Origin of the sequence: Janthinobacterium sp. PSRC1-1 (assembly GCF_049897525.1) — a bacterium.
In the GTDB taxonomy this organism is placed as follows: Bacteria; Pseudomonadota; Gammaproteobacteria; order Burkholderiales; family Burkholderiaceae_D; genus Janthinobacterium; species Janthinobacterium tructae.
Genome location: NZ_JAFCWK010000010.1, coordinates 180,386 through 204,641 on the forward strand (window position 1 = coordinate 180,386; position 24,256 = coordinate 204,641).

General features: G+C 61.1%; 22 protein-coding genes. 11 read left to right on the plus strand and 11 right to left on the minus strand.

Annotated features, from left to right (window positions below):
* Positions 1–171: 171 nt before the first annotated feature.
* From ACP7DW_RS21195 to ACP7DW_RS21210, 4 genes are all read right to left on the minus strand, one after another.
* On the minus strand, positions 172–1,878 hold the full coding sequence (locus tag ACP7DW_RS21195) for a methyl-accepting chemotaxis protein (RefSeq protein WP_426056421.1): 1,707 nt from the start codon (positions 1,876–1,878) through the stop codon (positions 172–174).
* Positions 1,879–2,202: 324 nt separating this feature from the next.
* Positions 2,203–2,748 (minus strand): DinB family protein, encoded by a 546-nt coding sequence (locus tag ACP7DW_RS21200; protein WP_426056420.1) that lies wholly within the window; start codon positions 2,746–2,748, stop codon positions 2,203–2,205.
* A gap of 33 nt (positions 2,749–2,781) precedes the next feature.
* On the minus strand, positions 2,782–3,381 hold the full coding sequence (locus ACP7DW_RS21205) for a MarC family protein (RefSeq protein WP_099764369.1): 600 nt from the start codon (positions 3,379–3,381) through the stop codon (positions 2,782–2,784).
* A gap of 116 nt (positions 3,382–3,497) precedes the next feature.
* On the minus strand, positions 3,498–4,286 hold the full coding sequence (locus tag ACP7DW_RS21210) for an AraC family transcriptional regulator (RefSeq protein WP_426056419.1): 789 nt from the start codon (positions 4,284–4,286) through the stop codon (positions 3,498–3,500).
* A 102-nt stretch (positions 4,287–4,388) separates the two neighbouring features.
* Here ACP7DW_RS21210 and ACP7DW_RS21215 point away from each other — a divergent pair, with 102 nt between their 5' ends.
* The 3 genes from ACP7DW_RS21215 (at position 4,389) to ACP7DW_RS21225 (ending at position 8,668) form a co-directional block, all read left to right on the plus strand.
* A complete protein-coding gene (locus ACP7DW_RS21215; RefSeq protein ID WP_426056418.1) occupies positions 4,389–5,306 on the plus strand; it encodes a DMT family transporter in 918 nt (305 codons plus the stop codon).
* 40 nt (positions 5,307–5,346) lie between these two features.
* Positions 5,347–6,546, plus strand: a complete 1,200-nt coding sequence (locus ACP7DW_RS21220) for a toxin-antitoxin system YwqK family antitoxin (protein ID WP_426056417.1) — start codon at positions 5,347–5,349, stop codon at positions 6,544–6,546.
* A 403-nt stretch (positions 6,547–6,949) separates the two neighbouring features.
* The gene (locus ACP7DW_RS21225) at positions 6,950–8,668 is read left to right on the plus strand and encodes a methyl-accepting chemotaxis protein (RefSeq protein WP_426056416.1); all 1,719 of its coding nucleotides are present in this window, start codon (positions 6,950–6,952) and stop codon (positions 8,666–8,668) included.
* A 13-nt stretch (positions 8,669–8,681) separates the two neighbouring features.
* Here the strand turns inward: ACP7DW_RS21225 and ACP7DW_RS21230 are convergent, their stop codons facing one another.
* Together ACP7DW_RS21230 and ACP7DW_RS21235 are read right to left on the minus strand one after the other, a co-directional pair.
* Positions 8,682–9,833, minus strand: coding sequence for an AI-2E family transporter (locus ACP7DW_RS21230; protein ID WP_298400828.1), 1,152 nt, complete (start codon positions 9,831–9,833; stop codon positions 8,682–8,684).
* Positions 9,834–9,993: 160 nt separating this feature from the next.
* Positions 9,994–10,911, minus strand: a complete 918-nt coding sequence (locus ACP7DW_RS21235) for a hypothetical protein (RefSeq protein WP_426056415.1) — start codon at positions 10,909–10,911, stop codon at positions 9,994–9,996.
* Between the two features lie 122 nt (positions 10,912–11,033).
* Here ACP7DW_RS21235 and ACP7DW_RS21240 point away from each other — a divergent pair, with 122 nt between their 5' ends.
* Positions 11,034–11,402 (plus strand): hypothetical protein, encoded by a 369-nt coding sequence (locus ACP7DW_RS21240; RefSeq protein ID WP_426056414.1) that lies wholly within the window; start codon positions 11,034–11,036, stop codon positions 11,400–11,402.
* Here the strand turns inward: ACP7DW_RS21240 and ACP7DW_RS21245 are convergent.
* The 4 genes from ACP7DW_RS21245 to dnaA all read right to left on the minus strand — a co-directional run bounded on the left by ACP7DW_RS21245 (position 11,381) and on the right by dnaA (position 18,240).
* The gene (locus ACP7DW_RS21245) at positions 11,381–12,442 is read right to left on the minus strand and encodes a GGDEF domain-containing protein (RefSeq protein WP_426056412.1); all 1,062 of its coding nucleotides are present in this window, start codon (positions 12,440–12,442) and stop codon (positions 11,381–11,383) included. The two genes, ACP7DW_RS21240 and ACP7DW_RS21245, sit on opposite strands and share 22 nt — an antisense overlap.
* 372 nt (positions 12,443–12,814) lie before the next feature.
* Positions 12,815–15,313, minus strand: a complete 2,499-nt coding sequence (gene gyrB, locus ACP7DW_RS21250) for a DNA topoisomerase (ATP-hydrolyzing) subunit B (RefSeq protein WP_071075103.1) — start codon at positions 15,311–15,313, stop codon at positions 12,815–12,817.
* A gap of 153 nt (positions 15,314–15,466) precedes the next feature.
* Positions 15,467–16,573 (minus strand): DNA polymerase III subunit beta, encoded by a 1,107-nt coding sequence (gene dnaN / locus ACP7DW_RS21255; protein ID WP_426056411.1) that lies wholly within the window; start codon positions 16,571–16,573, stop codon positions 15,467–15,469.
* A gap of 272 nt (positions 16,574–16,845) precedes the next feature.
* On the minus strand, positions 16,846–18,240 hold the full coding sequence (gene dnaA, locus ACP7DW_RS21260) for a chromosomal replication initiator protein DnaA (protein WP_034781304.1): 1,395 nt from the start codon (positions 18,238–18,240) through the stop codon (positions 16,846–16,848).
* 513 nt (positions 18,241–18,753) lie between these two features.
* On the opposite strand from dnaA, the gene rpmH reads away from it, so the two are divergent.
* The 7 genes from rpmH (at position 18,754) to ACP7DW_RS21295 (ending at position 23,522) form a co-directional block, all read left to right on the plus strand.
* Positions 18,754–18,888: a 50S ribosomal protein L34 gene (gene rpmH, locus ACP7DW_RS21265; RefSeq protein ID WP_010401996.1), complete on the plus strand. Its 135-nt coding sequence runs from the start codon at positions 18,754–18,756 to the stop codon at positions 18,886–18,888.
* A gap of 8 nt (positions 18,889–18,896) precedes the next feature.
* Positions 18,897–19,349, plus strand: a complete 453-nt coding sequence (rnpA, locus tag ACP7DW_RS21270; protein ID WP_072457608.1) for a ribonuclease P protein component — start codon at positions 18,897–18,899, stop codon at positions 19,347–19,349.
* Positions 19,346–19,606, plus strand: coding sequence for a membrane protein insertion efficiency factor YidD (gene yidD / locus ACP7DW_RS21275; protein ID WP_071075105.1), 261 nt, complete (start codon positions 19,346–19,348; stop codon positions 19,604–19,606). The genes rnpA and yidD overlap by 4 nt, the downstream gene beginning before the upstream one ends.
* An 11-nt stretch (positions 19,607–19,617) precedes the next feature.
* Positions 19,618–21,348 carry a membrane protein insertase YidC gene (gene yidC, locus ACP7DW_RS21280; RefSeq protein WP_298400881.1) on the plus strand — a complete coding sequence of 577 codons (1,731 nt, stop codon included), beginning with the start codon at positions 19,618–19,620 and terminating at the stop codon, positions 21,346–21,348.
* 185 nt (positions 21,349–21,533) lie between these two features.
* Positions 21,534–22,913, plus strand: a complete 1,380-nt coding sequence (gene mnmE / locus ACP7DW_RS21285; protein WP_096238198.1) for a tRNA uridine-5-carboxymethylaminomethyl(34) synthesis GTPase MnmE — start codon at positions 21,534–21,536, stop codon at positions 22,911–22,913.
* Between the two features lie 10 nt (positions 22,914–22,923).
* Positions 22,924–23,229: a hypothetical protein gene (locus ACP7DW_RS21290; protein WP_426056410.1), complete on the plus strand. Its 306-nt coding sequence runs from the start codon at positions 22,924–22,926 to the stop codon at positions 23,227–23,229.
* Positions 23,230–23,321: 92 nt separating this feature from the next.
* Positions 23,322–23,522 carry a hypothetical protein gene (locus tag ACP7DW_RS21295; protein ID WP_298400893.1) on the plus strand — a complete coding sequence of 67 codons (201 nt, stop codon included), beginning with the start codon at positions 23,322–23,324 and terminating at the stop codon, positions 23,520–23,522.
* A gap of 9 nt (positions 23,523–23,531) precedes the next feature.
* On the opposite strand, the gene ACP7DW_RS21300 is transcribed toward ACP7DW_RS21295, so the two are convergent.
* Positions 23,532–24,167: an Hpt domain-containing protein gene (locus ACP7DW_RS21300; protein WP_426056409.1), complete on the minus strand. Its 636-nt coding sequence runs from the start codon at positions 24,165–24,167 to the stop codon at positions 23,532–23,534.
* Between the last annotated feature and the right edge of the window lie 89 nt (positions 24,168–24,256).

Sequence of the window (24,256 nt, forward strand, 5' to 3'; positions counted from 1 at the left end):
ATTGTAAAGCGTATGCGCGGCGCGCGTTTTGCACTTTCGCCTATTGCGCGGGCTTTGCCGCAAAAAAAGTGGCGATGGCGGACGAAAAAAAGCCAGGCAGCAACTTCCTGCCTGGCCTTCCCCCGTCGCGATGTTGCTGGGTGTTAAAACTCTGGTATTAAAACTGGTGTTTTAAAACTCTTCCCATTCGCTCTCGGCAGCCGCATTGCCGCGGCGTGCCGGCGCTGCCGCGACGGCCTGGCGCGCGGGCGCGGGCTTGGCTGCGGGGCGTGCGATGGCTGGCGCTGCCGGTGCTGCGCGCACAGGCGTCAGCCTGGCTGCGCTGGCGACATGGTTGCCTGTCTTGAAGAAGCCCACCACGTGCGCCAGCTCGCCCGCCTGTTCCTGCATGCTTTGCGAGGCGGCTGCCGCTTCTTCCACCAGGGCCGCGTTTTGCTGCGTCACTTCATCCATCTGGGCAATGGCCATGTTGATCTGCTCGATGCCGATGGTTTGCTCGTGCGTGGCGGAGGTGATTTCTCCCATGATGTCGGTCACGCGCACGATGCTGTCGACGATGTCGCCCATGGTCTGGCCCGCTTCATTGACGAGGCGCGAACCCGTGTCCACGTTGGCCACCGAGGCGGCGATCAGTTCCTTGATTTCCTTGGCGGCCGAGGCCGAGCGGTGTGCCAGGTTGCGCACCTCGGTGGCCACGACGGCGAAGCCGCGGCCCTGCTCGCCTGCGCGCGCCGCTTCCACGGCCGCGTTCAAGGCAAGAATATTGGTCTGGAAGGCGATGCCGTCGATGACGCCGATGATGTCGACGATTTTCTTCGACGAGGCGTTGATGGTGCCCATGGTGTCGACCACTTGCGAGACGATGCTGCCGCCGCGCACGGCCACTTCCGACGCGCTTTTCGCCAGCTGGTTCGCCTGGCGCGCATTGTCCGCGTTCTGTTTCACGGTGGACGTCAGTTCTTCCATGGCCGACGCCGTTTCTTCCAGCGAACTGGCTTGCTCTTCCGTGCGGGACGACAGGTCGAGGTTGCCGGCGGCAATTTCGCTCGACGCCGTGGAAATCGCCTCCGTGCCATGGCGCACTTGCGCCACCACGCCCAATAAACTGTCGTTCATGGCTTTCAGGGCGCCCAGCAGGCGGCCCGTTTCATCGCTGGAATTGACGACGATGTGCGAGGACAAGTCGCCGGAGGCCACGGTTTCGGCCACGGCCACTGCCGCATTGATGGGATGGGTGATCGAGCGCGTGATGATCCAGGCAACAAAAGCGCCCAGCAGCACGGCCACGCTGCCCAGGATAATCATGTAGGCACGCGCGCTGGCGCTCAGCGTTTCGGCATCCGTCGCCGCCTGCGCCGCCTGCTGCGCTTCATAGGCGAGCAGGCTGTCGAGCGCGCCCAGCACGATCTTCAGGCTCGGTGCCGCCTGCTGCGTCAAAAAGGCGATCGCCTCTTCCGTCTGGCCCGCATTGCGCAGCTCGATGACCTTGTTGTTCAGCGGCGCGCCCGATTTCAGGGCAGCGTCCAGCTCGGCCATCAACGCCGTTTCCTTGTCCGTCGAGATTTTCTTTAGCAAGGTTTCCTTGGCGGCGCCGTATTTTTTGCGCGCTTCGCCGATTTTCGCCAGTTCCGCCTGCACCAGCGCTTCCGTCGGCGCCACCACCACGCTGGTGATCGCCAGGGTAATGTTGCGCACGTTGTCGCTCATGGTGTTGGCGGCCGCCATCTTGACGTTCTTGTCGGCCACGATGTCGTGCGTGCGTGCGCTCAGTTGGCCCATGGAATACAGGCCGACGAGCAAGACGGCCACCAGCAGGCCGAGGACGACAGCAAATCCGATTCCGAGCCGGGTGCCGATTTTGAATTGTGTGAGTGACATGATTGCTTTCGTGGTGCGGAAGTGAGGGAAAACGTCGACAAGCCTGGACTACGGGTTTATACGTATCGGCGGGGAGTTTGTAATTGTTCCTCAAAATTTCGCACTGCAATATAAAAACTTGTATCAAGTCTCCGAAAAATTCAAAAAATGGTAACAACTTAAATAAGTTGTCGTGTGGAAACAACGAGCGCGGCGTCAGCAGGAAACATCAGCGCTGGGGAAACATGTGGATGGCCAGGAAATCGATGAAGACCAGCAGTTTCGGTGTCGGCGTCGGATGACGCGGGCCTTGGCGCGCGCAAGGCATGGCGCTGCCGCCTGCCCTCAGTCCTCGATATGGTTGGGGATGCGAAACAGTAGATCCGTGTCGCCGATGTCCACGCCCGCTTGCGACAGCAATGTGCTGGCCTGGCCCCGGTGGTGCGTCTGGTGGTTGAAGAAATGCATGAGCAGGCTGAAGAATTCGCGCCGGTTCGGTCCCTTGCTGTTGCGGTAGTCCAGCAGATGATCGAGGTCTTCTTCGCGGATGGAGGCGGCCCAGTCGATGATGAGCTGGTCCAGCCACAGCCGGTGCGCGTGCATGGCGGCAAAATCCTCGACCGCGAACAGCGGGTGCGTGAGCGAGGCGGGCGGCGTGATGGCGCGGATGGGGTCGAGCAGGGGGAAGCCGGCCGGATGTTTGGCGTAGCGCTGCAGCCATAGCGTGTCGCCCACCATCACGTGGTTCAGGGTGGCCAGCAGGGAGCCAAAAAAGGCGCCCCGCTCGCGCTGCAGCTCGCCGGGCGCCAGGCCGGCCGCCGCCGCGTAGACCTTGGCATTCATCCATTGGTTGTAATCGGCCATCAGGCAAATGTGGGCGCAACGGCTCATGGACCAACCTCCGTGAATGAATGAAAGGCGATTTTACACAGACTTCAAAAATGCGCGTATGCCGGCCAGCAACATTTCAATGGCCATCGCCGTCAGGATCAAGCCCATCAGGCGCTCGAACGCCGTCATGACTCTTGGACCGAGCGCCCGCTGCAAGCGTTCGGCGCACAGGAAGACGGCCAGCCAGACGACAGCCACGGCCGTCAAGCCCGCCACGTGGGCGATCACTTCATTGACTTCATGCGAGGAAAACAGCAGCACGGTGGCCAGGGCCGACGGGCCGGCCAGCGCGGGGATGGCCAGCGGCACGATGAACGGTTCGCCGGCCATCTCGTGGTCGCTATTGCCGGCGTTCGGTTGTGGGAACACCATGCGCATGGCGATCAGGAACAGAATCACGCCGCCGCCGATGCGCAGCGCCACTTCGGACAACTGCAAGGCGTTCAGGAAATGGCGGCCGAAGAACATGAATAGCAGCAAGATACCGAAGGCGATCATGCACTCGCGCACCACGACTTTCCAGCGCCGCTCGATGGGTACCCGTTTCAGGGCATTGACGAACAGGGAAACGTTGCCGAACGGATCGGTGACGAGCAAGAGCAGGATAAAAGTCTGGAAGAAATTCTGTGTCATGGTGGTGTGATGGAGGTCAACACCGCTGCCAGGATGGGCGCGGTGCGATAAGGCTTGCGATGATAACAAGAGCGGCGACTCTCGCCCATGATTATTGATGCATAGCAGCATTTTTTTTACGCGGCGATGACTTTTGCCTGGTAAAACGCCGTCGGCGTGGTGCCGAAATGTTTCTTGAACATGGCCGCAAACGCACTCTGGCTGGTGTAGCCATTGTCCATCGCCACGTCGATGACCTTGCTGCCGTGCGCCAATTGTTCGAGTGCCCGCAGCAGCCGCGCCTGCTGGCGCCACTGGCCAAAGCGCATGCCCGTCTGTTTCTGGAACAGCCGGTGCAGGCTGCGCTCGGTGATTGCCAGTTCCTGTGCCCAGTGCGCCACCGTCACTTGTTCTCCCGGTTGTGCCATCAGCCGCGCGCAAATGCCGTGCAGGCGCGCATCCAAGGGCAGCGGCAGATGCAGGGGCAGCACGGGCAGGCTGTTTAGTTCGTGCAACAGCAGTTGCAGCAGATGCCAGTCGCGGCTGCCTTGCGTGAAATCGGGCGCGATGTCGACGGCCGCCACGATCAGTTGCCGCAGCAGGGGGCTGATGTCGAGCACGCAACTGTGGCGCGGCAGCAATGGCGAGCTGGCGCAATCGATGAAGACGGTGCGCATTTTCACCGCGCCGCTCATGCGCACCTGGTGCGCGATGCCGGGCTGCAGCCACACGCCGCGCGTGGGCGGCACCACCCAGCGCCCGCCCTGCGCTTCGATGGTCATCACGCCCTCGATGGCATACAGCAACTGTGCATGCGTGTGGCGGTGCACGGAAATCACGTGGCCATGCGCATAGTCGACGGCCAGCGCCATGGCGCGCGCCGTCACGGGCAGCAATTCCTGAAAGGCGGGGGAGGTGCAATCCATAAAAACAGGGTCAGTTTTACGATAGGTATGGACATCTTAGCGCGAGAAGGCGCGACGCGCCTGCGGCATGATGGTTTCCCGCAATCATTTATGGAGCTACGCATGCCTGTGCGCGCCTATCTGTATCCGTTTCTGGCCATGCTGCTGTGGGCCGGCAACGTCGTCGTCTCGAAGCTGGCCGCGTCCAGCATCGCCCCCACGGCCATCACCTTTTATCGCCTGGTGCTGGTCTTGCTGGTGATGACGCCGTTTATCATTCTCCCCCTGTGGCGCAACCGCGCCGCCATCCGGCGCCAGTGGTGGCAGCTGGCGCTGTGCGGCGTGATGTCGATGGCGCTGTTCCAGAGCCTGTCCTACCGCGCCGCGGAAAGTACCACGGCCACCAACATGGCCATCGTCACGGCGCTGGCGCCGCTGATGACGGCCCTGCTCAGCGTGTTGCTGCTGGGCGAGCGCCTGACGCTGGGCATGGCGGCTGGCGGCGTGCTGTCGTTTTGCGGCTTGCTGTACCTGGTAGGGCGCGGCGATATGCTGGCCCTGTTGCAGCAAGGCGTGCATGCGGGCGATGCGCTGATGCTGCTGGCCTGCCTGATCTTCGCCCTGTACGGCGTGCTGCTGCGCCGCTGGCGTCTGTCCATTCCCGCCTGGCAAGCCATTTATTGCCAGGCGCTGGCGGCCCTGGCGTGCATGCTGCCGCTGTTCCTGCTGCTGCCGCCCGGCAGCGCCCGACTGGACGCCACCACCTTGCCATTGATCGGCTATGCGGGCATCGGCTCGTCCATCGTGCTGTCCTACCTGTGGATCGAAGGCGTGAAACTGCTGGGGCCGAACCGCTGCAGTATCTATGTCAACCTGCTGCCTTTGCTGACGGCCTTGCTGGCCATCGTCTGGCTGCACGAGAGCATGCATATGTATCACCTGGTCGGCGGCGGCATCTCGCTGCTGGGCGTGCTGCTGGCGCAGACGGTGCAGCGGCCCCTGTTTGGCCGCTACCGTCCTGGGGTGTCCGGCACGGCCTGAACGGCCATGCATAATGGCGCTTTTGGGCAGTGGAGTTGGCATGCGGAAAACATTTTGGATGAGCACGATGGCGGCGCTGCTGGCGCTGGGCGCCCTGGCACCGGCGCAGGCGGCACGGTTCTATGAAGGCGTGCCCATGGCCACCGCCAGCGCCGTCGAGCGCCGCGACGGCGGCGTGGTGCTGGCTTTCCTGCGGGAAAATGGCGAAGTCAACGGTTACTACTGCCAGTGCAATGGCATCAGCGAAAAACGCATGAACCTGGACCAGTATGGCAATGCCAGCATCGAAGCCGTGTTCCAGCTGGACCTCGACAGCGAAGGCGAAACCACCTTGGTGCTCAGCCGCAGTGCGCATGCCTATGGCTTGCACGCCTACCGCTACGAGCGCAGCGGCGGCAAGATGTTCAAGGTGAGCACTTTGCAGCCCGTGCTGGACGCCATCGTGCGCGGTGCCAAGGTCATGGATGAAGCGCGGGTACGCGCGGCGCTGGCCCGTTTGCAGCTGATCGATTACAGCATCGCTTACACGCCTTCGGGCGTGGCCGAATTCGACGCCATCGAGCATGCGCACGGCGCCCTGGTCGGCTATTTCAATATCGATGGCGAGTTACTGCCGGGCAAACCGACCGACGCGCCTGCGTTTGCCTATAAAAAAACCTTCCAGGAAAAGGATGGCCATTTTCTGACCGTCACGTATCTGCTGGGCAAGGGCTGGCAAGGGAGCCGCGCACCCAGTTACCACGTCAAGTGGATCACCTGGGAAACGCAGCCGCAGCGCTTTGCCGCCAGCCAGGACGGACCGTTCATCGAATACGACGTGCATGGCTGCGTGGGCAGCGTGTTTGCCCGAGGCCTGTATGCGCAGGGCAAGCGTACCGGCGTATGGCACTTCGAGGAGCCGAACACCATCCGCTCGTCCGGCGCCTTTGTCGACGACAAGGCGGAAGGACCATGGACGTATGCAAGCGGCGACGAAACCACCACGGGCATGATGCAGCGAGGCCAGCGCACGGGGCGTTGGGAAGTGAACCCGGGCGTGGCCGAATGGCGCGCAGCGGACATGCACAGCTTCACCGGTTACGACCATTTTGTGAAAGACCGCCTGGACGGTCCCAGCGAGCGCCGCATCGATGGCGTGGTGCAATGGCAGGGCAACTATGTGCATGGCAAGAAGCAGGGCCAGTGGGTCGAACCTGGCGGTGGCGGCCTGTATGTCGACGACGTGAAACAGGGGCCGTGAAAGAAGGCGATGCTGGCCATGCTCGACGGCAAGCTCATTACGGAAACCATCTATTAACATACCTGGCATGCCGGCGCGACCGCGCACGATTGCGGCATGCCAGTTCTGCGCAAAAAACATCATCCGCTTGTTACAAAGCGTGAAAATCCCGGCTGGATGTTGCTACTGGTAATCTTTCCCTGTATCTTGCGATCAGGAAATTAAAAGTACAGGAAACCTCAACCCTGTTGCCCCGTATTTCACTCCTGACGATGATGAGCGGGCCGCCTTCCCCCAGCCGCCAGTCACGCTCCATCGACCGAACTTTGTCCTGAACAATTAAGAATTGCCCCGCCCATCTGGCGCTTGCCGTTATCCGTCCGGCATGCACAGGCATGGTTGCGCCCTTACCAAGGAAAATTGCATGCTGTCGAATATAACAATAAAAATGCGCCTGATTGCCACCATGAGTGTGCTGGGCGTGCTGATCGCCTTGCTGGGCGTGATGAGTATCATCAGCCTGAAATCGGCCAACAACAACCTCAATGAGGTCTACAGCAATCAGCTGGCGTCGACGCAGGCGATCGGCGAATCGCAAATCGCCCTCGGCCGTGCCCGCTTCACGATGGACCGCGTGATGGTGCACCCGGATGCGGCCGATGCCAAGGATATCCTGTTGCGCTCCGAGCAATTCATCGACGCTTCCAACAAGTCCTGGAAGGTGTACCTGGACTTGCCGCAAAGTGCGGAAGAAAAGCGCCTGTCCGACGACATGGACAAGAAGCGCAACGACTATATTAACAATGGCATGCTGGCCATGAGCAAGGCTTTGCGCGAAAACAATATCGAGCAGGCGGACAAGCTGATGATGACGGGCTTGTCGGTTCTCTACCGCACCCTGGACCAGGCGGCAGAAACCCTGACGCAATACCAGGCCAGCTCTGCCGCCGCGATGTATGCGACCAGCCAGGCCAGCTACCAGACCCAGGTGGCCATGGCCATCGGCGGCATGATCGTCGGCGCCTTGCTGACGATTATTTCCAGCTTCTTGCTGCTGCGCGCCATCTTCGACCCGCTGGACCAGGCCTTGCGCCATTTCGGTGCCATTTCGGACGGCAACCTGGCCAACGACATCGTCATCACGCGCAACGACGAGATGGGCGCCTTGCTGGGCGGCCTGAAACAGATGCAGGAACGCCTGTCGACCACCGTGCGCGGCGTGCGCGACGGCAGCGGCGCCATCGCCACGGCCAGCAATGAAATCGCCTCGGGCAACCTGGATTTGTCGAGCCGCACGGAGCAGCAAGCGTCGAGCCTGGAAGAAACGGCCTCGTCGCTGGAAGAACTGACCTCGACCGTCAAGCAGAATTCCGACAATGCGCGCCAGGCGAACCAGCTGGCCGTCTCCGCCTCGGACGTGGCCGTCAAGGGTGGCGCGCTGGTGGCGCAAGTGGTCAATACCATGGGCTCCATCAGCGAATCGTCGAAAAAGATCGCCGACATTATCGGCGTGATCGATGGCATCGCTTTCCAGACGAATATTTTGGCCCTGAATGCGGCCGTGGAAGCGGCGCGCGCGGGCGAACAGGGCCGTGGCTTTGCCGTCGTCGCCACGGAAGTGCGCAACCTGGCGCACCGCTCGGCCAGCGCCGCCAAGGACATTAAAGTGCTCATCGAAGCGTCGGTGCAGAATGTGGGTGCCGGCAGCGCGCTGGTCAGCCAGACGGGCACGACGATGGACGAAATCGTGGCCAGCATCCGCCGCGTGACGGACATCATGGGCGAAATCAGCGCCGCCGGCCACGAGCAGGAACTGGGCATCGGCCAGATCAATCAAGCCGTGGCGGAAATGGATACCGTGACGCAACAAAATGCGGCACTGGTGGAAGAAGCGGCAGCCGCTTCGGAAGCGATGCAGGAGCAGGCGGCGGCGCTGGCCGAAATGGTCAGCATCTTCAAACTCGACGCCGCCCACAGCGGCCCGGCAGCGGCCAAGCCCGCCTTGCGCAAGCCTGTCGTGGCCGCCGCCAGCACAGCCTTGAAACGCCCGGCAATGCGCCTGGCGCCGGTATCGGTTGCCGCCGCCAAGCCGCGTCCAGCGAAACCGGCCGCCGACAACAGCGGCGAGTGGGAAGAGTTCTAAGTGACGGCTTAAGTTACTGCGCTTCCAGGGCCACCTTGCTGCCCTGTTCCTGCAATCGCGCCGCCTCGGCCAAGGCCTGGGCGCGCGCTTCCTCTGCCGCCTGTTCCGCTTTCTCATGCGCATCATGGCGCGCCTGCAGCGCCGCCCGCGCACGCACGAAGACGATCTTGATGGCCGCCATCACGGGCACGGACAGGAAGATGCCCACCACGCCCCCCAACTGGTCGCCGGCCAGCAAGCCGACGATCACCATCAGCGGGCTCACTTCCACGCCTTCGCTCATCAAATACGGGTTGACCACGTAATCCTGGAACAAGCGGTAGGCGGCGATAAAGCCGATCAGCCAGAAAACGTGATCGTAGCCGCTGAAACCGGCCACGACCACAGCGATGACGGCGGCCGCCAGCGGGCCGGCAAACGGGATGAATTCCAGCAAGGCGGCGGCGCCCGCCAGCAGCAGGCTGTACGGTACGCCCATCAGGGAAAAGGCGATGCTGTAGGACACAAACGTGGCGATCGACAACAGCAGCAGGGCGCGCACATAGCGCGACAGCAAGATGTCGAGGTCATCGATGATGGCGCCCCAGAGTTTCTTGTTCGGGCGGTTCAGCAGGGACAGCAAGCCATCGCGCATGTCCGGCCCTTCCTTGATCAGCAAAAAGCTCAGCACGGGCACCAGCACCAGATAGATCAGGTTGCTGGCCGCATGCATGACGGTCAAGCCCAGTTCCTTCGCCAGCGGCATGGCTTGTCCCGTACCGCTGCTCAGCTGTGCCTGCATGAACGACAGCAGGCGCGCGCGCAACGGTTCCATGAATTCCGGCAAGGGGATGCGCTCGGCAAAATTATTGCCTTTAAGCAGGGTCGGCAACTGATCGCTGAGCTTGATCGCCTCTTCCTCGATGCGCGCCCCGAAGATGGAACCCAGTATCGCCACCAGCAAGATCACCACCAGGAAAACGATGCCGATATTGGCCGTGCGCGGCAGGCGCTTCGGCCCATGGCGCTCCAGCAGCCCGATCAGCGGATACACGAGATAGCTGAAGAAAACGGCAAACACCACCACGATCAGGGTCGACGAGACCTTGTAGGTGAGAAAGAGCAGGAAGGCGATGAGGAAAGCCGTCCACACCATCTTGGCGACGCGCAAGTTAAAACCGAACATATGATTCCTTAGGGCAGGATGCTACGCAAGCGTGGCTGGCTTGAAGGGCCGTGTGGGCAAGGCAGGGAGCGGGCCGCGCCGCACGGCCCGAAATCATACCGCAAAATGCCAAAATGCCATGCTCCTGTGCGTAATGGCAATGTTTTCCCTGCGCTCACGCTTATTTTGTCTGCCAGCTGGCCACGGTGATCAACACGCCGTTTTCCTTGTCTGGCTCGCGCAAGGTCACCGTGTAGCGGCCGCTCGTATCGCTGCCGCTGAAGACCACCTTGTCGTCATGGCCCTGCACTTGCGCGCCCTTGGCCAGCTTGGCGTAGGTGTTGAGTACCCAATGGAAATCGGCATAGCTGCGCAGGGTGATGCTGGCATCGGGCAGGGGCTCGTCGCCGCTGGAACTGCTGTTCAGTTCCGCATTCGGCAACAGCAGGTGCAGCAGGCTGGCGGGAAAGCCGGGCGGCACGTCGTGCGGCTCCCAGCCGGGCTGGCCGGGGCGGGTGGTAATGTATTCCACCGCAGCAATGCTTTGCCGCTGCTCCGGCGCAGCCTGTGCCAGCATCGGTGGTCGCTGCCGCGCCCACACCAGCAGCGGCGCGGCCATCTCGTCCTCTGCACCTGGTGGCAGGAACAGTGTCAGCACGGCATGCGTGGACGGCAGGCAGGCGGGGGCACAATGGCCATTGACGAGGCCCAGCGCCAACAGCTTGCGTTGCGGGTCGAACAGCATGGCGGCGCGCCATGCACCGCGCGTGCCGGCATCGATGGAAGCCAGCACCGAGCGTCCGTCGGGCAGCAGGGTGCGCGTGATGTCGTCCAGCGAGTGCATGCTGTCGAGCACCTGGCGCGCGATCAGGGTATTGTCCTGCGTATAGCTGCCGCGCGCATAGCCGAGCAGCTTGAACACGTCGGCGCGGATCTCGGGATGCGCGCTCAGACGCAGCGGCGGCGAAGGCACGGGCACGGTGGCCGCCACGAAGGCGGCGTCTTCGGCAGAAATGGCTTGCGCCATGCTGGAAAGCGGCAGGCACAGGGCGGCGCACAGCGACAGCATGCGCAGAGTGAATTTTCCTGGGGTGTTCAATGGCAATCCTTGTCGAGACGCCATGCCGATCCGCTTGCCGGCATGCGCGCGCCGCGATCTTAGCATTTCAGGAAAAAATCAATTCTGCTAAGCTTGGCGATTGAATCACTGTTCCCGTTGCCATGGCCAAGATCACCATTTCCTGCAGTATTCCCGTCGACGATGAGGTCGTGACCGAGTTCCTGTCCAAGTACGTGCTCCACTCGCGTGTCGGCGCGGCCAGGAAATTGCGCATGGGAGAGAAGGGCTGCTTCTATACCTGCGCCTTATTTACGGACGAGCATGCCAGGGTCAGCCAGCTGATCCGCCGCATGCTGGCCTTCTTTGAGAGCAAGCACATTGCCTTGACCATCCTCAAGATCGGTGCCCAGGACAGCTGGGATGAGGTAGACCCGGAGCAGCGCGACCCGTGGAAGATTTCACCGCAAGCCTTGCTGGCGCTGCTCGATGCCACGCCCAACGGCGATGTTCAGGCGGCGTTGAGCACGTAGCGGTTCTTGCCGCTTTTCTTGGCCTGGTACAAGGATTCATCGGCACGCCGGTAGCTGTGCGACAAGTCCGCCTCCTTGAGCATTTCTGCCATGCCGATGCTGACGGACACTTTGCGTTCCGGTACGAAAGCCGCCTCGACGCTGTCGACCAGTTGCGCGGCAAAGGCGCAGGCCGCGTTCTTTTCGCCCAGGTAAATGATGGCGAATTCCTCGCCGCCCAAGCGGCCGCACAGGTGTTCGCCACACAGCCCCGCGATGACGTCGGCGATCTTTTTCAGCACCTCGTCCCCCACCTCATGGCCATGCACGTCGTTGATTTGCTTGAAGTCGTCGATGTCGATCATTAAAAAATACGCGGGTGTGTGCGCCGTACGCTGCAGGATGCGGGCACTTTGTGTAAACATGCGTCGATTGTTAAGCCCGGTCAAGCCATCCTTGTAGGCCATCGTCGCCAGTTCGCGCTGGGAGCGGTAGTTATGGATACGCAAGACGAGAAAATAGATATTCAGCGCCAGGCCGATGATCACGCTGATGGTGACGGCCAGCACGGGCCAATGCTGGTCGGCCTGGCCCGCATGCACGGGAAACTGCCCCAGCCCCACGATGGCCCACACGCACAGCGACACGCCCAGGTAATACGCGATGCCGCTGAAGATGGGCGCCGTCGTCAAGGTGATCATCACGCCCAGTGGCAACACCCAGAAAGCGGGATCTTCCGTGCCCAGCATCAGCACGCGAAAGCCGAAAGCGATGAACAGCACGCTGATGCTGCCGCTGACGATGATGGCGTGCAAGGATTTTGCATACACGGTCAGCAACAGCCCCACCAGCATGCCCGTCACGCCCAGTGCCGCCTGCGCATGATCGAGCGAAGCGCGCGACAGGGGCAGGCTGAACGTGACCAGCCAGCAAGCCAGGCCAAACGTCAGGATCGCTATCGAAATGAAATGCAGTTCCTTGAAAAAGCGCTGCTGCTGCTCCCGTTCTCCTGAAAAGAACAGGTAATAGAAGGCAGGAGACAGGCTGCGCGAAGTGAACATTGCATTTGTCCAGGCAGACAACAAGCCTTGCGGCAGGGAAGCCTCCCGGCAACGGCAGGCGACATGGCGCACGTACAAAAGTAGTTGCGCTCAGGAACTAGTGTACTGGTTTCTGGGGGGCAGTGGGGAGATGGGCCAGGAAATCGGCGGCCAGTGTCCTGCCGCCGCCACAGTCGCTTTCACATCAGGAGCTGGCAAGCGCCGGCTTACCGGCCACGCCCCAGCATCTGGCCGACCAAGTCCTTGCCAACGCTGTGATGCGCCTCTTCCTCGACCAGCTGGAAGCCGGCCTTGTCGTAAATTCTGGCTCGCATAAAAAAAGCGGCCCTGAAGAGGGCCGCCTTGGCTGCAACGGAAACCAGGGAGGCTGGCTTACACGTCGATATTCCCCGCACGCAGCGCATTGTTCTCAATAAACGCTCTGCGCGGTTCCACGTCGTCGCCCATCAAGGTCGTGAAGATTTGATCCGCCGCAATCGCGTCTTCGATCTGTACCTTCAGCAGGCGGCGCACGGTCGGGTCCATCGTGGTTTCCCACAGCTGATCCGGGTTCATTTCGCCCAGACCTTTGTAGCGCTGTTTCGAGACGGTGCGTTCGGCTTCGTCGCGCAGCCATTGCGTGGCCTGGTGGAAGTCGACCACGGCGATTTCCTTCGTGCGCTCGCCTTCGCCGCGGCGCACGAAGGCGCCTTCGCCGATCAGGCCTTCGAAGGTGGCGGCACCGCTGCTCAGCACGGCGTAGTCCGGGCCTTGCACGAAGTCGGCGTCGATGGCCGTCACTTTGATGTTGCCGTGGTGCATGCGTTCGATGCGCAGCATGTGTTTTTCCGACAAGTCGTCGGACCGCACATGCACGCGCACGGCGCTGTCGTTGATGGCTGTCTGCAGGGCCAGGGCGGAGGTTTCCGCCAGGTCCAGCGTCGACAGGTCCAGCTGCACGCCCGTCATGATGGCCGTCAGGGCGGCGCGGTCGATGACGCGCGTCAGACGCGTCATGATGGTGTTCGACAGGTTGAACTTGCGCACCAGTTCCGTCAGCGTTTCGCCGGAAATGCCTTCCGCGCCGGTGCGCGGCACCAGCACGGCCGTGTTCAGCGCCACCGTCATCATGTAGCTCGCCTCTTCGGCGTCATCTTTCAGATAGCGCTCGTCGCGGCCCGATTTCACTTTGTACAGCGGCGGTTGCGCGATGTAGATGTGGCCGCGTTCGACCAGTTGCGGCATCTGGCGGTAGAACAGGGTCAGCAGCAGGGTACGGATGTGGGCGCCGTCGACGTCCGCATCGGTCATGATGATGATGCGGTGGTAGCGCAGTTTTTCGACGTTGAACTCGTCCGGTCCGATCGAGGTGCCGAGCGTGGCGATCAGGGTGGTGATCTGCTCGGACGACAGCATTTTCTCGAAACGGGCTTTTTCCACGTTCAGCACTTTACCGCGCAGCGGCAGAATCGCCTGGAACTTGCGGTCGCGCCCTTGTTTTGCCGAGCCACCTGCCGAGTCACCCTCGACGATGTACAGTTCGCACAGGGCCGGGTCTTTTTCCTGGCAGTCGGCCAGCTTGGCCGACAGGCCCAGGCCGTCCATGATGCCTTTGCGGCGCGTCAGGTCGCGGGCCTTGCGGGCCGCTTCACGGGCGCGTGCCGCTTCGACGATCTTGCCGCAAATAATCTTGGCGTCGTTCGGTTTTTCCTGCAGGTAATCGGCCAGGGTCTTGGCGACGATCTCTTCGACGGGGCCGCGCACTTCCGACGACACCAGCTTGTCTTTCGTCTGCGACGAGAATTTCGGTTCCGGCACTTTCACCGACAAGACGCAGGTCAGGCCTTCGCGCATGTCGTCGCCGCTGATTTCCACTTTCGCCTTTTTGGCGAACTCGTGTTCATCGATGTATTTGTTGATCACGCGCGTCATGGCCGCGCGCAAGCCCGTCAGGTGGGTGCCGCCGTCGCGTTGCGGGATGTTATTCGTAAAGCACAGCACCTGTTCATTGTAGGCATCGTTCCACTGCATCGACACGTCGACCGAGATGTTCGTGCCCTGGTCGGACAGGCGCTCGCCCGTGGCCTGGAAAATGGTCGGGTGCAAGACCGACTTGGCCTTGTTGATGTACTCGACGAAACCGCGCGTGCCGCCTTCGAAGGCGAAGATTTCTTCCTTGCCCGTGCGCTGGTCGGACAATTTGATCTTGACGCCATTGTTCAGGAAGGACAGTTCGCGGATGCGCTTGGCCAGGATTTCGTAGTGGAATTCCACATGCGTGAAAATCTCTTCGTCGGCCCAGAAATGCACGTCGGTGCCGCGCTTGTCCGTCTCGCCGATGACCTTGATCGGTGACGTCGCGATGTCGCCGACCATGACGATCTGGCGGTCTTGCGGCACGCCGCGCACGAATTCCATGTGATGCACTTTGCCATCGCGGCGGATGGTCAGTTTCAGCAATTTCGACAGGCCATTGACGCAGGACACGCCCACGCCATGCAAACCGCCCGATACCTTGTACGAGTTCTGGTCGAACTTGCCGCCCGCGTGCAGCTCGGTCATGACGATTTCCGCCGCCGAACGCTTCGGATCGTGCTTGTCGTCCATTTTCAGGCCGGTCGGCACGCCGCGGCCATTGTCGGTGATCGAGATCGAATTGTCGCTGTGGATGGTGACGTGGATATCGGTGCAGTGGCCGGCCAGCGATTCATCGATGGAGTTGTCCAGCACTTCGAATACCAGATGGTGCAAGCCGGTGCCGTCCGAGGTGTCGCCAATGTACATGCCCGGGCGTTTGCGCACGGCTTCCAGGCCTTCCAGGATCTGGATGGAGGAGGCGCCGTATTCTTCCGTTTTGGCCTGGATCGGGGTGTCTTGTGGATTCTCGGACATGGACTGCTTTCTCAAATAACGATTGCTGATTGATTCGGGGCTGCTGGCTGATGAGCGTAGGTCGGGTTAGCCGGAACGGCGTAACCCGACAGACGGCGATTCAGCATGTCGGATTACGCTGCGCTAATCCGACCTACGTCACGGCTGTGGACTTTAGATCCGCATCGGCATGACAACGTACTTGAAGTCCGCATTGTCCGGGATGGAGATGAGTGCGGACGAGTTCGAATCACCGAGCGCGATGTTGACGTATTCGCATTTCAGGTTGTTCAGCACGTCCAGCAGATACGTCACGTTGAAGCCGATGTCGACGGAGTCGCCGCCGTAGTCGATTTCCAGCTCTTCGACGGCTTCTTCCTGGTCCGCATTGGTCGAGCTGATCTTCATGCTGCCCGGGGTGATGATGCAGCGCACGCCCTTGAACTTGTCGCTGGTCATGATGGCGGCACGTTGCAGCGAGCGTAGCAGTTCATCGCGGCCGATGGTGAAGTCGTTTTTGTAGCCTTTTGGAATCACGCGCGTGTAGTCGGGGAACTTGCCTTCCACCAGCTTCGAGATCAGCTCGATGTCGGCAAAGGTCAGTTTCACCTGATTGGCGGCGATGTCCAGCTGCACCGGCTCATCGTTCTCTTCCAGCAGGCGCTGCAGTTCGATGATGGTCTTGCGCGGAATAATCACTTCCTGGCGCGCGAGCGTCTGCTCGGTGGCGACCTGGCAAAACGCCAGGCGGTGGCCGTCGGTGGCCACGGCGATGACATGATTGCCATCCAGAACCAGCAGCAAACCGTTCAGGTAATAGCGGATGTCTTGCTGCGCCATCGAGAAATGCACCATGTTGAACAGGTGCTTCAGCGTTTTTTGGGGCAGGGTGACGGACGCGTTGTAGCTTTCTGCCTGTTGCACGGTTGGAAACTCTTCCGCCGCCAGGGTTTGCAGGGCGAAGCGCGACTTGCCCGTTTGCACGGTCAGGCGCTTGTTGAGCAGGGTCATCGTGACGTCGCCCGATTCGGGCAGGGCACGCAAAATGTCCAGCAGCTTGCGCGCGGCCACGGTGGTGCCGGTCACGTCCGCGCCGGAACCGATTTGCGCGTGCGTGGTGATCTGCACCTCGGTGTCGGTCGACAGGAAGGAGACATTTTCACCGTCTTTGCGGATGAGGATATTGGCCAGAATCGGCATAGTGTGCCGACGCTCGACAATACCGCTCACGATCTGCAGTGGCCGGAGAAGGGTATCTCGGGTGGTTTTGACCAATTGCATATTTATCCTCAATGTATAGGTTGAACAGTACGATGCTTAACGTATTAATTTAACAATTATTGCCATAGGGAGCCCCGACAGACCGGCTGCGGCGCCCTCCCAGATGATAAGGGTAAAGCACGTTTTGAGCCAGTCTTGCCAAGTTGTGCTTAACGCCGAACAAAACCGTAGCGAGCGGCAGTGATTTGTGGCTAAGAAGCGCAACCGTGCTAGAGCACGGTGAGCATCGCAGGCCGCAAAGCGCGTCGCGCAGCAGGTTTTGTCAGGTGTTGTTAGCCCTTCAACGTTTGCTCCAGTACATGCAATTCGTGGTTGCATTCCGGGTTCTTGGTGCGGTCCAGCGCGATCTTGCGCACGGCATGCAGCACCGTGGTGTGGTCGCGGCCGCCGAACAGCTCGCCGATTTCCGGCAGGCTCTTCTGTGTCAATTCCTTGGCCAGGTACATGGCGATCTGGCGCGGGCGGGCGATATTCGCGGGCCGGCGCTTCGAATACATGTCGGCGACCTTGATATTGAAGAAGTCGGCCACCGTTTTCTGGATGTTTTCCACGGAAATCTGGCGGTTTTGCACCGACAGCAAGTCCTTCAGGGCTTCCTTGACGATATCGATCGTGATGTCCTTGCCATGGAAACGCGAGTACGCCAGAATTTTGCGCAGCGCGCCTTCGAGCTCGCGCACGTTCGAGCGCAAGTGCTTGGCGACAAAGAACGCCACGTCGTCGGAGAAGGTCACGCCTTCCTGCTTGGCTTTTTTCAGCAAGATCGCCACGCGCATTTCCAGTTCCGGCGGCTCGATGGCCACCGTCAGGCCCGAGTCGAAGCGCGAAATCAGGCGGTCGTCCATGCCCGTGATTTCCTTCGGATAGGTATCCGAGGTGATGATGATCTGTTTCTTTGCGGCAATTAATGCCTCGAACGCATAGAAGAACTCTTCCTGCGTGCGGCTCTTGCCGCCAAAGAACTGGATATCATCGATCAGCAGCATGTCGAGCGAGTGATAGTAATGCTTGAAATCGTCGAAACCCTTGCGCTGGTAAGCGGTCACTACGTCGCGAACGTATTGTTCCGCGTGGATGTAGCGGATCTTCGCGCCCGGATTGTCGGCCATCACCTGGTTGCCGATGGCGTGGATCAAGTGGGTCTTGCCCAGGCCGACGCCGCCGTAGAAGAACAGCGGGTTATACGACACGCCCGGATTGTTCGCCACCTGGATGGCGGCGGCGCGCGCCAACTGGTTTGCCTTGCCGGTCACGAAGCTGTCGAAGGTCAGGTCGGTGTTGATGCGGCTCTGCTCGCGGCGCGGCGCCGCGCCGATGCTCAGTTCCGGCACGCTCGGCTGCGGTTCCGCGGCGCGCGCGCTGGGCGCGCCGCCATTCGGATCGCTGGCCGGGGTGCTGGCGGTGACGGGTTTCTTCGGCAGGGCCAGACGCGGGTCGAGCACGAACTGCACTTCCGTGGGCGCTTCGAAGTACTGTATGGCCAGCGCAGTGATGCGGCTGGCGAACTGGGTCTTGACCCAATCGAGCTTGAAGCGATTGGGCGCAGCAATGCGCAGCTTGCCCTCTTCGTAATCGAGAGGGATAAGCGGTTTGATCCACGCACTGAATTGTTGCGGTGTCAGCTCCAGTTCCAACTGCGCGGAACAGGCCTGCCAGAAATTATCCATGTATGTCTATGTGAAAAGGTGTGGGAGGGCGTATCGATTCTGCCCTGCGTTCACCGTGTTGCAAGGCCGGCGTCGCGCGAGGGCTCGCCACACGTAACGCGCTATTCTACTCCCGACTGCCAAAGTTATCCACAGGCACGGCTGTTATTTTTCTGTGGCGGGGTGGGGCGCCGTGTGTATAAGAGGCGACTTATCCCCCGGTTATCCCGATGCAGGCAGTGCTGGCGCGGCCTGTGGCGGGGGCGTGCCGGTGGATGGGGTTCGGCGCGAAAATTTCCGGGCGATCACGGCAATCCTTGACAAGAGGGGGGCATATGCTGAATAATTCAGGGTTCCCCGCCCGTATTCCGTGTTTATTCATTTGGAACGACAATATGGACTAAGCGTGGATTAAGCGGGCGATGAGATTGGCCAGCTTGTGCCTTGGCATAAGTGCGCGATTGTCATTGGCACCAAAAACTGACGGGACGTCAGACCCGATTTTGCATTTTTTTTGTTTTTAGCGAGACCAACATGAAACGTACTTACCAACCTTCCGTCGTTCGCCGCAAGCGTACGCACGGCTTCCGCGCTCGTATGGCTACCCGTGGTGGCCGTGATGTGCTCAACGCACGTCGCGCAAAGGGCCGCAAACGTCTGGCCGTATAGGCTTGTCGTTGACAGCTGATCGCGTGGCTAGCTGTACTCCAGTCGGCAATCAACGCGAAGGTTCACACGACTTCGCGCGCGTTCGGCGTATCGTTAAAACGGATGAATTTTCATCCGTTTTTCGTTTGCGCCCTTCGCAAAAAACAGCGCATTTTGTGCTGTATACCCGACATAATCAATTGCCGCATGCGCGGCTGGGCGTCGTTGTGGCGAAGCGTTTCGCGCCACGCGCGGCGACCCGCAACACGATCAAGCGCGTCACGCGCGAGCTGTTTCGCAACAGCGCGATGCCGCCGGTCGACTGCGTGGTGCGTTTATCGCGCGCCGTCAACAGCAAGGATGGCCCGGCCACCACGACCAAGCTCAAAGCCGAGCTGCGTGAAGAATTGAGCCGCCTGTTCGCGGCGCAAATCGCCGCCCAGGCCCGTTCTGTTGCTGCGCCACCACCGTCCGCGCCATGAAAACCCTGCTGCTGTTCCTGCTGCGCGCTTATCAGTTGCTGATCAGCCCCATGCTGGGACAGAATTGTCGTTTCTATCCGAGCTGTTCGCATTACGCGATGGAAGCGCTGCGCGTGCACGGTACTGCCAAGGGCAGCCTGCTGGCTGCCAAGCGGCTGTGCCGTTGCCACCCCTGGAATGAAGGGGGCGTCGACCCGGTGCCGCCGGCCGACCCTAAACAATCTTCAACGACCGCTTGCGGTTGCAACCACTCCTGACAAATACCCTAATGGATATCAATAAACGTACCATCCTGTGGATCGTGTTTTCCGTCTCGCTGGTAATTCTCTGGAACGAATGGATGATCTCGAACGGCAAGCCGTCGATGTTCTCCGCGAACACGGAACAAACCGCCAAGGCGCCTGCGACCCCTGCCAAGACGGCTGCCCTGCCAGCTGCGGCAGGCGTGCCTGCCCTGCCGGGTGAGGCTGTCGATCCCGCCGCGTTCAAGCGCGAAGTGATTACCATCACCACCGACGTCATCAAGGTCGACATCGACACCCTGGGCGGCCAGGTCAAGCGTCTGGAATTGCTGAAGTTCAAGGGCGCGGGCAATCCGGGCTGGTTCGGCGGCTGCTTCGGCCTGTTCAAGGTATGTCAGCCTGATGACGGCAAGCAAAACGAAGTGCTGTTCGACGAAGGCGCGAACCATACTTACCTGGCGCAATCGGGCCTGGTGGGCGGTCCTTTCCCTACCCATGCGAGCGGTTTCACCGTGCAGCCTGGCGTACGTACCCTGGCCGATGGCAAGCAGATTCAACTGGTGATGGAAGCGGTCGAAGGCGGCGTCAAGCTGACCAAGACGTTTACCTTCAAGCGCGGCGACTACGTCATCGACGTGCGCCACGACGTGGCCAACGTGGGCGCGGCGCCCGTCACGCCACAGCTGTATCTGCAGCTGACGCATGACGGCAACAAGCCGGTCGGCGATTCGTTCTTCAACAGCAGCTTCACGGGCCCGACCCTGTACACGCCACAGGACAAGTACCAGAAGCTGACGTTCGAGAAAATCGAAAAAGCGGCCTTGGAAGACGAGAAGAAGGGCAACGACAACGCCATGAAGGGCCTGCACCCGGCCACGGCGAATGGCGGCTGGTTTGCGATTTCGCAACACTTCTTCGTGTCGGCTTTCGTTCCGCCAGAGAACGTCAAGCGCGACATCTTCACCAAGAAGGTCGGCCCCAACCTGTACGCCATCGGTAACGTGCTGCCATTGCCTACCCTGGCGCCAGGCGCCACGGCCAGCATGGACAGCAAGCTGTACTCGGGTCCGCAAATCGCGCATCTGCTGGAAAACGTCTCGCCTGGCCTGGAACTGGTCAAGGATTACGGCTGGCTGACCATCATCGCCAAGCCGATGTTCTGGGTCATGGAACAGATCCACAGCGTGCTGGGTAACTGGGGCTGGACCATCATCGCCTTCACGATCCTGATCAAGCTGGCGTTCTTCCCCCTGTCGGCCGCCGGCTACCGCAGCATGGCCAAGATGAAACTGGTCACGCCGAAGATGCAAGCGATCCGCGAACGCTTCAAAGGCGATCCGCAAAAGATGAACCAGGCCACGATGGAGCTGTACAAGACGGAAAAGATCAATCCGCTGGGCGGCTGCCTGCCGATCCTGATCCAGATGCCCGTCTTTATCGCCCTGTACTGGGTCTTGAACGCGTCCGTGGAAATCCGCGGCGCGCCATGGATCGGTTGGATCACCGACCTGGCCCAGCATGACCCATGGTGCATCCTGCCGGTGCTGTACGCGATCTCGATGTACATCACGACCAAGCTGAACCCGGCCCCGGCCGATCCGATGCAAGCGAAGATGATGCTGTTCATGCCGTTGGCATTCTCGGTGATGTTCTTCTTCTTCCCGTCGGGCTTGGTACTCTACTGGGTCGTCAACAACGTCCTGTCGATCGGCCAGCAATGGGTGATCACCAAGAAATACGCGCCTGCCGCCAAGTAATTCCGGCCAGCGAACAGAAAGCCCGCCTAGTGCGGGCTTTTTAATTCTTGTAGGTCGGATTAGCGTGGCAAGGCCACGCGTAATCCGACACTATCGCCAGCGTGTGCTGCGTCGGCTTACGCGCTGCGCGCTAAGCCGACCTACGTTGCTGCACCTTCCCTTGCCGTACCTATTACAATATCCCCATGAAACTCGACTCTTCCCCTATCGCCGCCATCGCCACCGCCCCAGGGCGCGGCGGCATCGGCGTGGTACGCGCCTCCGGCAAAAACCTCGCTCCCCTGATGACGGCCCTGTTCGGCGCGCAGCAACTCAAACCGCGCCACGCCACCTATTTGCCGTTCACGGAAAGTGACGGCAGCATCATCGACCAGGGCATCGCCATCCACTTCAAGGGCCCGCATTCCTACACGGGCGAAGACGTGCTGGAATTGCAGGGCCATGGCGGCCCCATCGTGTTGCAGCTGCTGCTGGCGCGCGTGCTCGAAGCGGGCAAGGACAACGGCTTGCGCCTGGCCGAGCCGGGCGAATTCACGCGCCGCGCCTTTTTGAATGACAAGCTGGACCTGGCGCAAGCCGAAGCCGTGGCCGACCTGATCGACGCGTCCACGGAAGCGGCCGCCAAGTCCGCCTCGCAATCGCTGTCGGGCGCGTTCTCGAAGACGATCCACGCGCTGGTGGAGCAGGTGACGGGTTTACGCATGCTGGTCGAGGCGACCCTGGACTTCCCGGAAGAAGAGATCGATTTCCTGGAAAAATCGAATGCGCGCGGCCAATTGAAGGCCGTCATCGAAGCGCTGAATAAAGTGTTTGCGCAGGCGGCGCAGGGCGCGCTGCTGCGCGAAGGCTTGAATGTCGTGCTGGCCGGCCAGCCGAACGTGGGCAAATCGTCGCTGCTGAACGCGCTGGCCGGCGCCGACGTGGCGATTGTGACGCCGATCGCCGGCACCACGCGCGACAAGGTCAGCGAAACCATCCAGATCGAGGGCATTCCGCTCAACATCATCGACACGGCCGGCATCCGCAGCGCGGGTGACACCATCGACGCCGTCGAGCGCATCGGCATCGAGCGCACCTGGGGCGAAATCGGCAAGGCCGACGTCATCCTGCACCTGCTTGACGCAGATCATGGCCCCACGCTGGCCGATGAAAGCATCGTCGCCGCCTTCCCCGAAGGCGTGCCCGTGGTGCGCGTGTGGAACAAGATTGATCTCTCTGGCCACAAGCCCGGCGTGGATGCCTTGCCGGATGCCACGCACGTGTATCTGTCGGCGCACGAGCACATCGGCATCGATTTGCTGCGCGCCGAGCTGTTGCGCATTGCCGGCTGGCAGCAGACGGGCGAATCGCTGTACCTGGCGCGCGAACGCCATTTGATCGCGCTCAAGTCGGCCGGCAAGCACCTGGACATCGCCGCCGCGCACGCGGCGCAGGACGACCAGTCGCTGGACCTGTTCGCCGAAGAGCTGCGCCTGGCGCAGGTGCAGCTGTCGAGCATCACGGGCGAATTTTCGCCTGACGATTTGCTGGGCGTGATCTTCAGCCGTTTCTGCATCGGCAAGTAAGGAGCGGTTGATGAAGCTTGTGCTCGCTTTCATGCTGGGCTGCCTGCCTATGCTGGCTGGCGCCCAGGAAAAACTGCCGCGCGACGTGGCCCGGTTCGTCGAGAACGCCCAGATGTGCGAGCATTTTGCCGGCGAGTGGGATGACAACGACAAGGCGCGCCAGCGCGAGATCACGCAAGCCATCGAACAATCGTGCGGGCTTGCCCAACGGCAGTGGAAGCGCCTGGCTGCCAAGTATGCGGGGCAGGCGAAGTGGCAAAAAATTATTGACGAACAGGCCAATGACGCGGTGCGCAGCTATCGGAAGCAAGGCTAGCATCTGCCCCGTTGAGAATTATCATGAAGTCCAAACTGCGCTGACGTAATCTTGCTGAGCGGCCTTGAAGTGCCGCTAGGAAAGGAAGCGCCATGGACAGCAAACAGCCGGATGTCGTGGAATGCGGGGATGAGGTAGTGGCGCGCCCACTGCCCGCCATGCCGGAATTGATCGCTTCCTTGCCGCCGAAAGGCGCATGTTGGTATTGCGACAAGCCGCTAGACGCCGTGCGCCGTTTCTGTTGCAAGAGTTGTGGCGTGGCGTATGCGGAAGAGGCGCAATACCACCCTTGAGCGTGGAGACTAGCGCCGCCGCAGCAGCGCCGCCAGCGCGCCGTCAAAGTCGAACTCATGCGCAGCGGCCGCCACTTCCTGGTAGACGTGCACACCCAGGCTGGCGGCCAGCAGGCTGGCCGAGTTTTCCAGGATGTCGATGGCCGCGCCATCGCCTTCGCGCAGATGGCTGGCCAGGCGCGCCAGCAGCAGCTGGATGGCCGGCGCGGCCGGGTCGGGCGCCACGTCTTGCGCCGCCGTGTGGGTGGTCTCCGGCGTGCCCAGCATGCTGCTGACTGCGCCGAGCAATTGATCCTGCGCCAGTTCCAGCTGCAGCATCTGTTGGGCCAGGTCGGGCGCCTGCGCACGCAGTGCCGACTCCAGGGTGGTCGCCAGGCCGTGCACGTGGCGTGCCCCGATCATGCCGGCGGCGCCTTTCAGGGTATGCGCCTTCAGGCGCGCGGAAGCATAGTTGCCGGTATCGAATTCGGCGCGGATCTGGCACGGCGTGGTGCCGTGGTCATGCAGGAAGCGGCGCAGGATCTTCAGGTACAGGATGCGGTCGCCCATGATGCGGCCCAGTCCGTTCTCGACGTCGAGAATACGGACCATGTCGGATGCCGCCAGGGCGGCATCATCATCGCAAGTGGCGTGTGGTTTCAGCATGCTGTGCAGAGAGCCCCAAAACTTGTCGCTGTCGTAAAGCAGGAAGCACCATTTTACATCCTGTCGTGCTCAACACTGCGCCCGCTTGC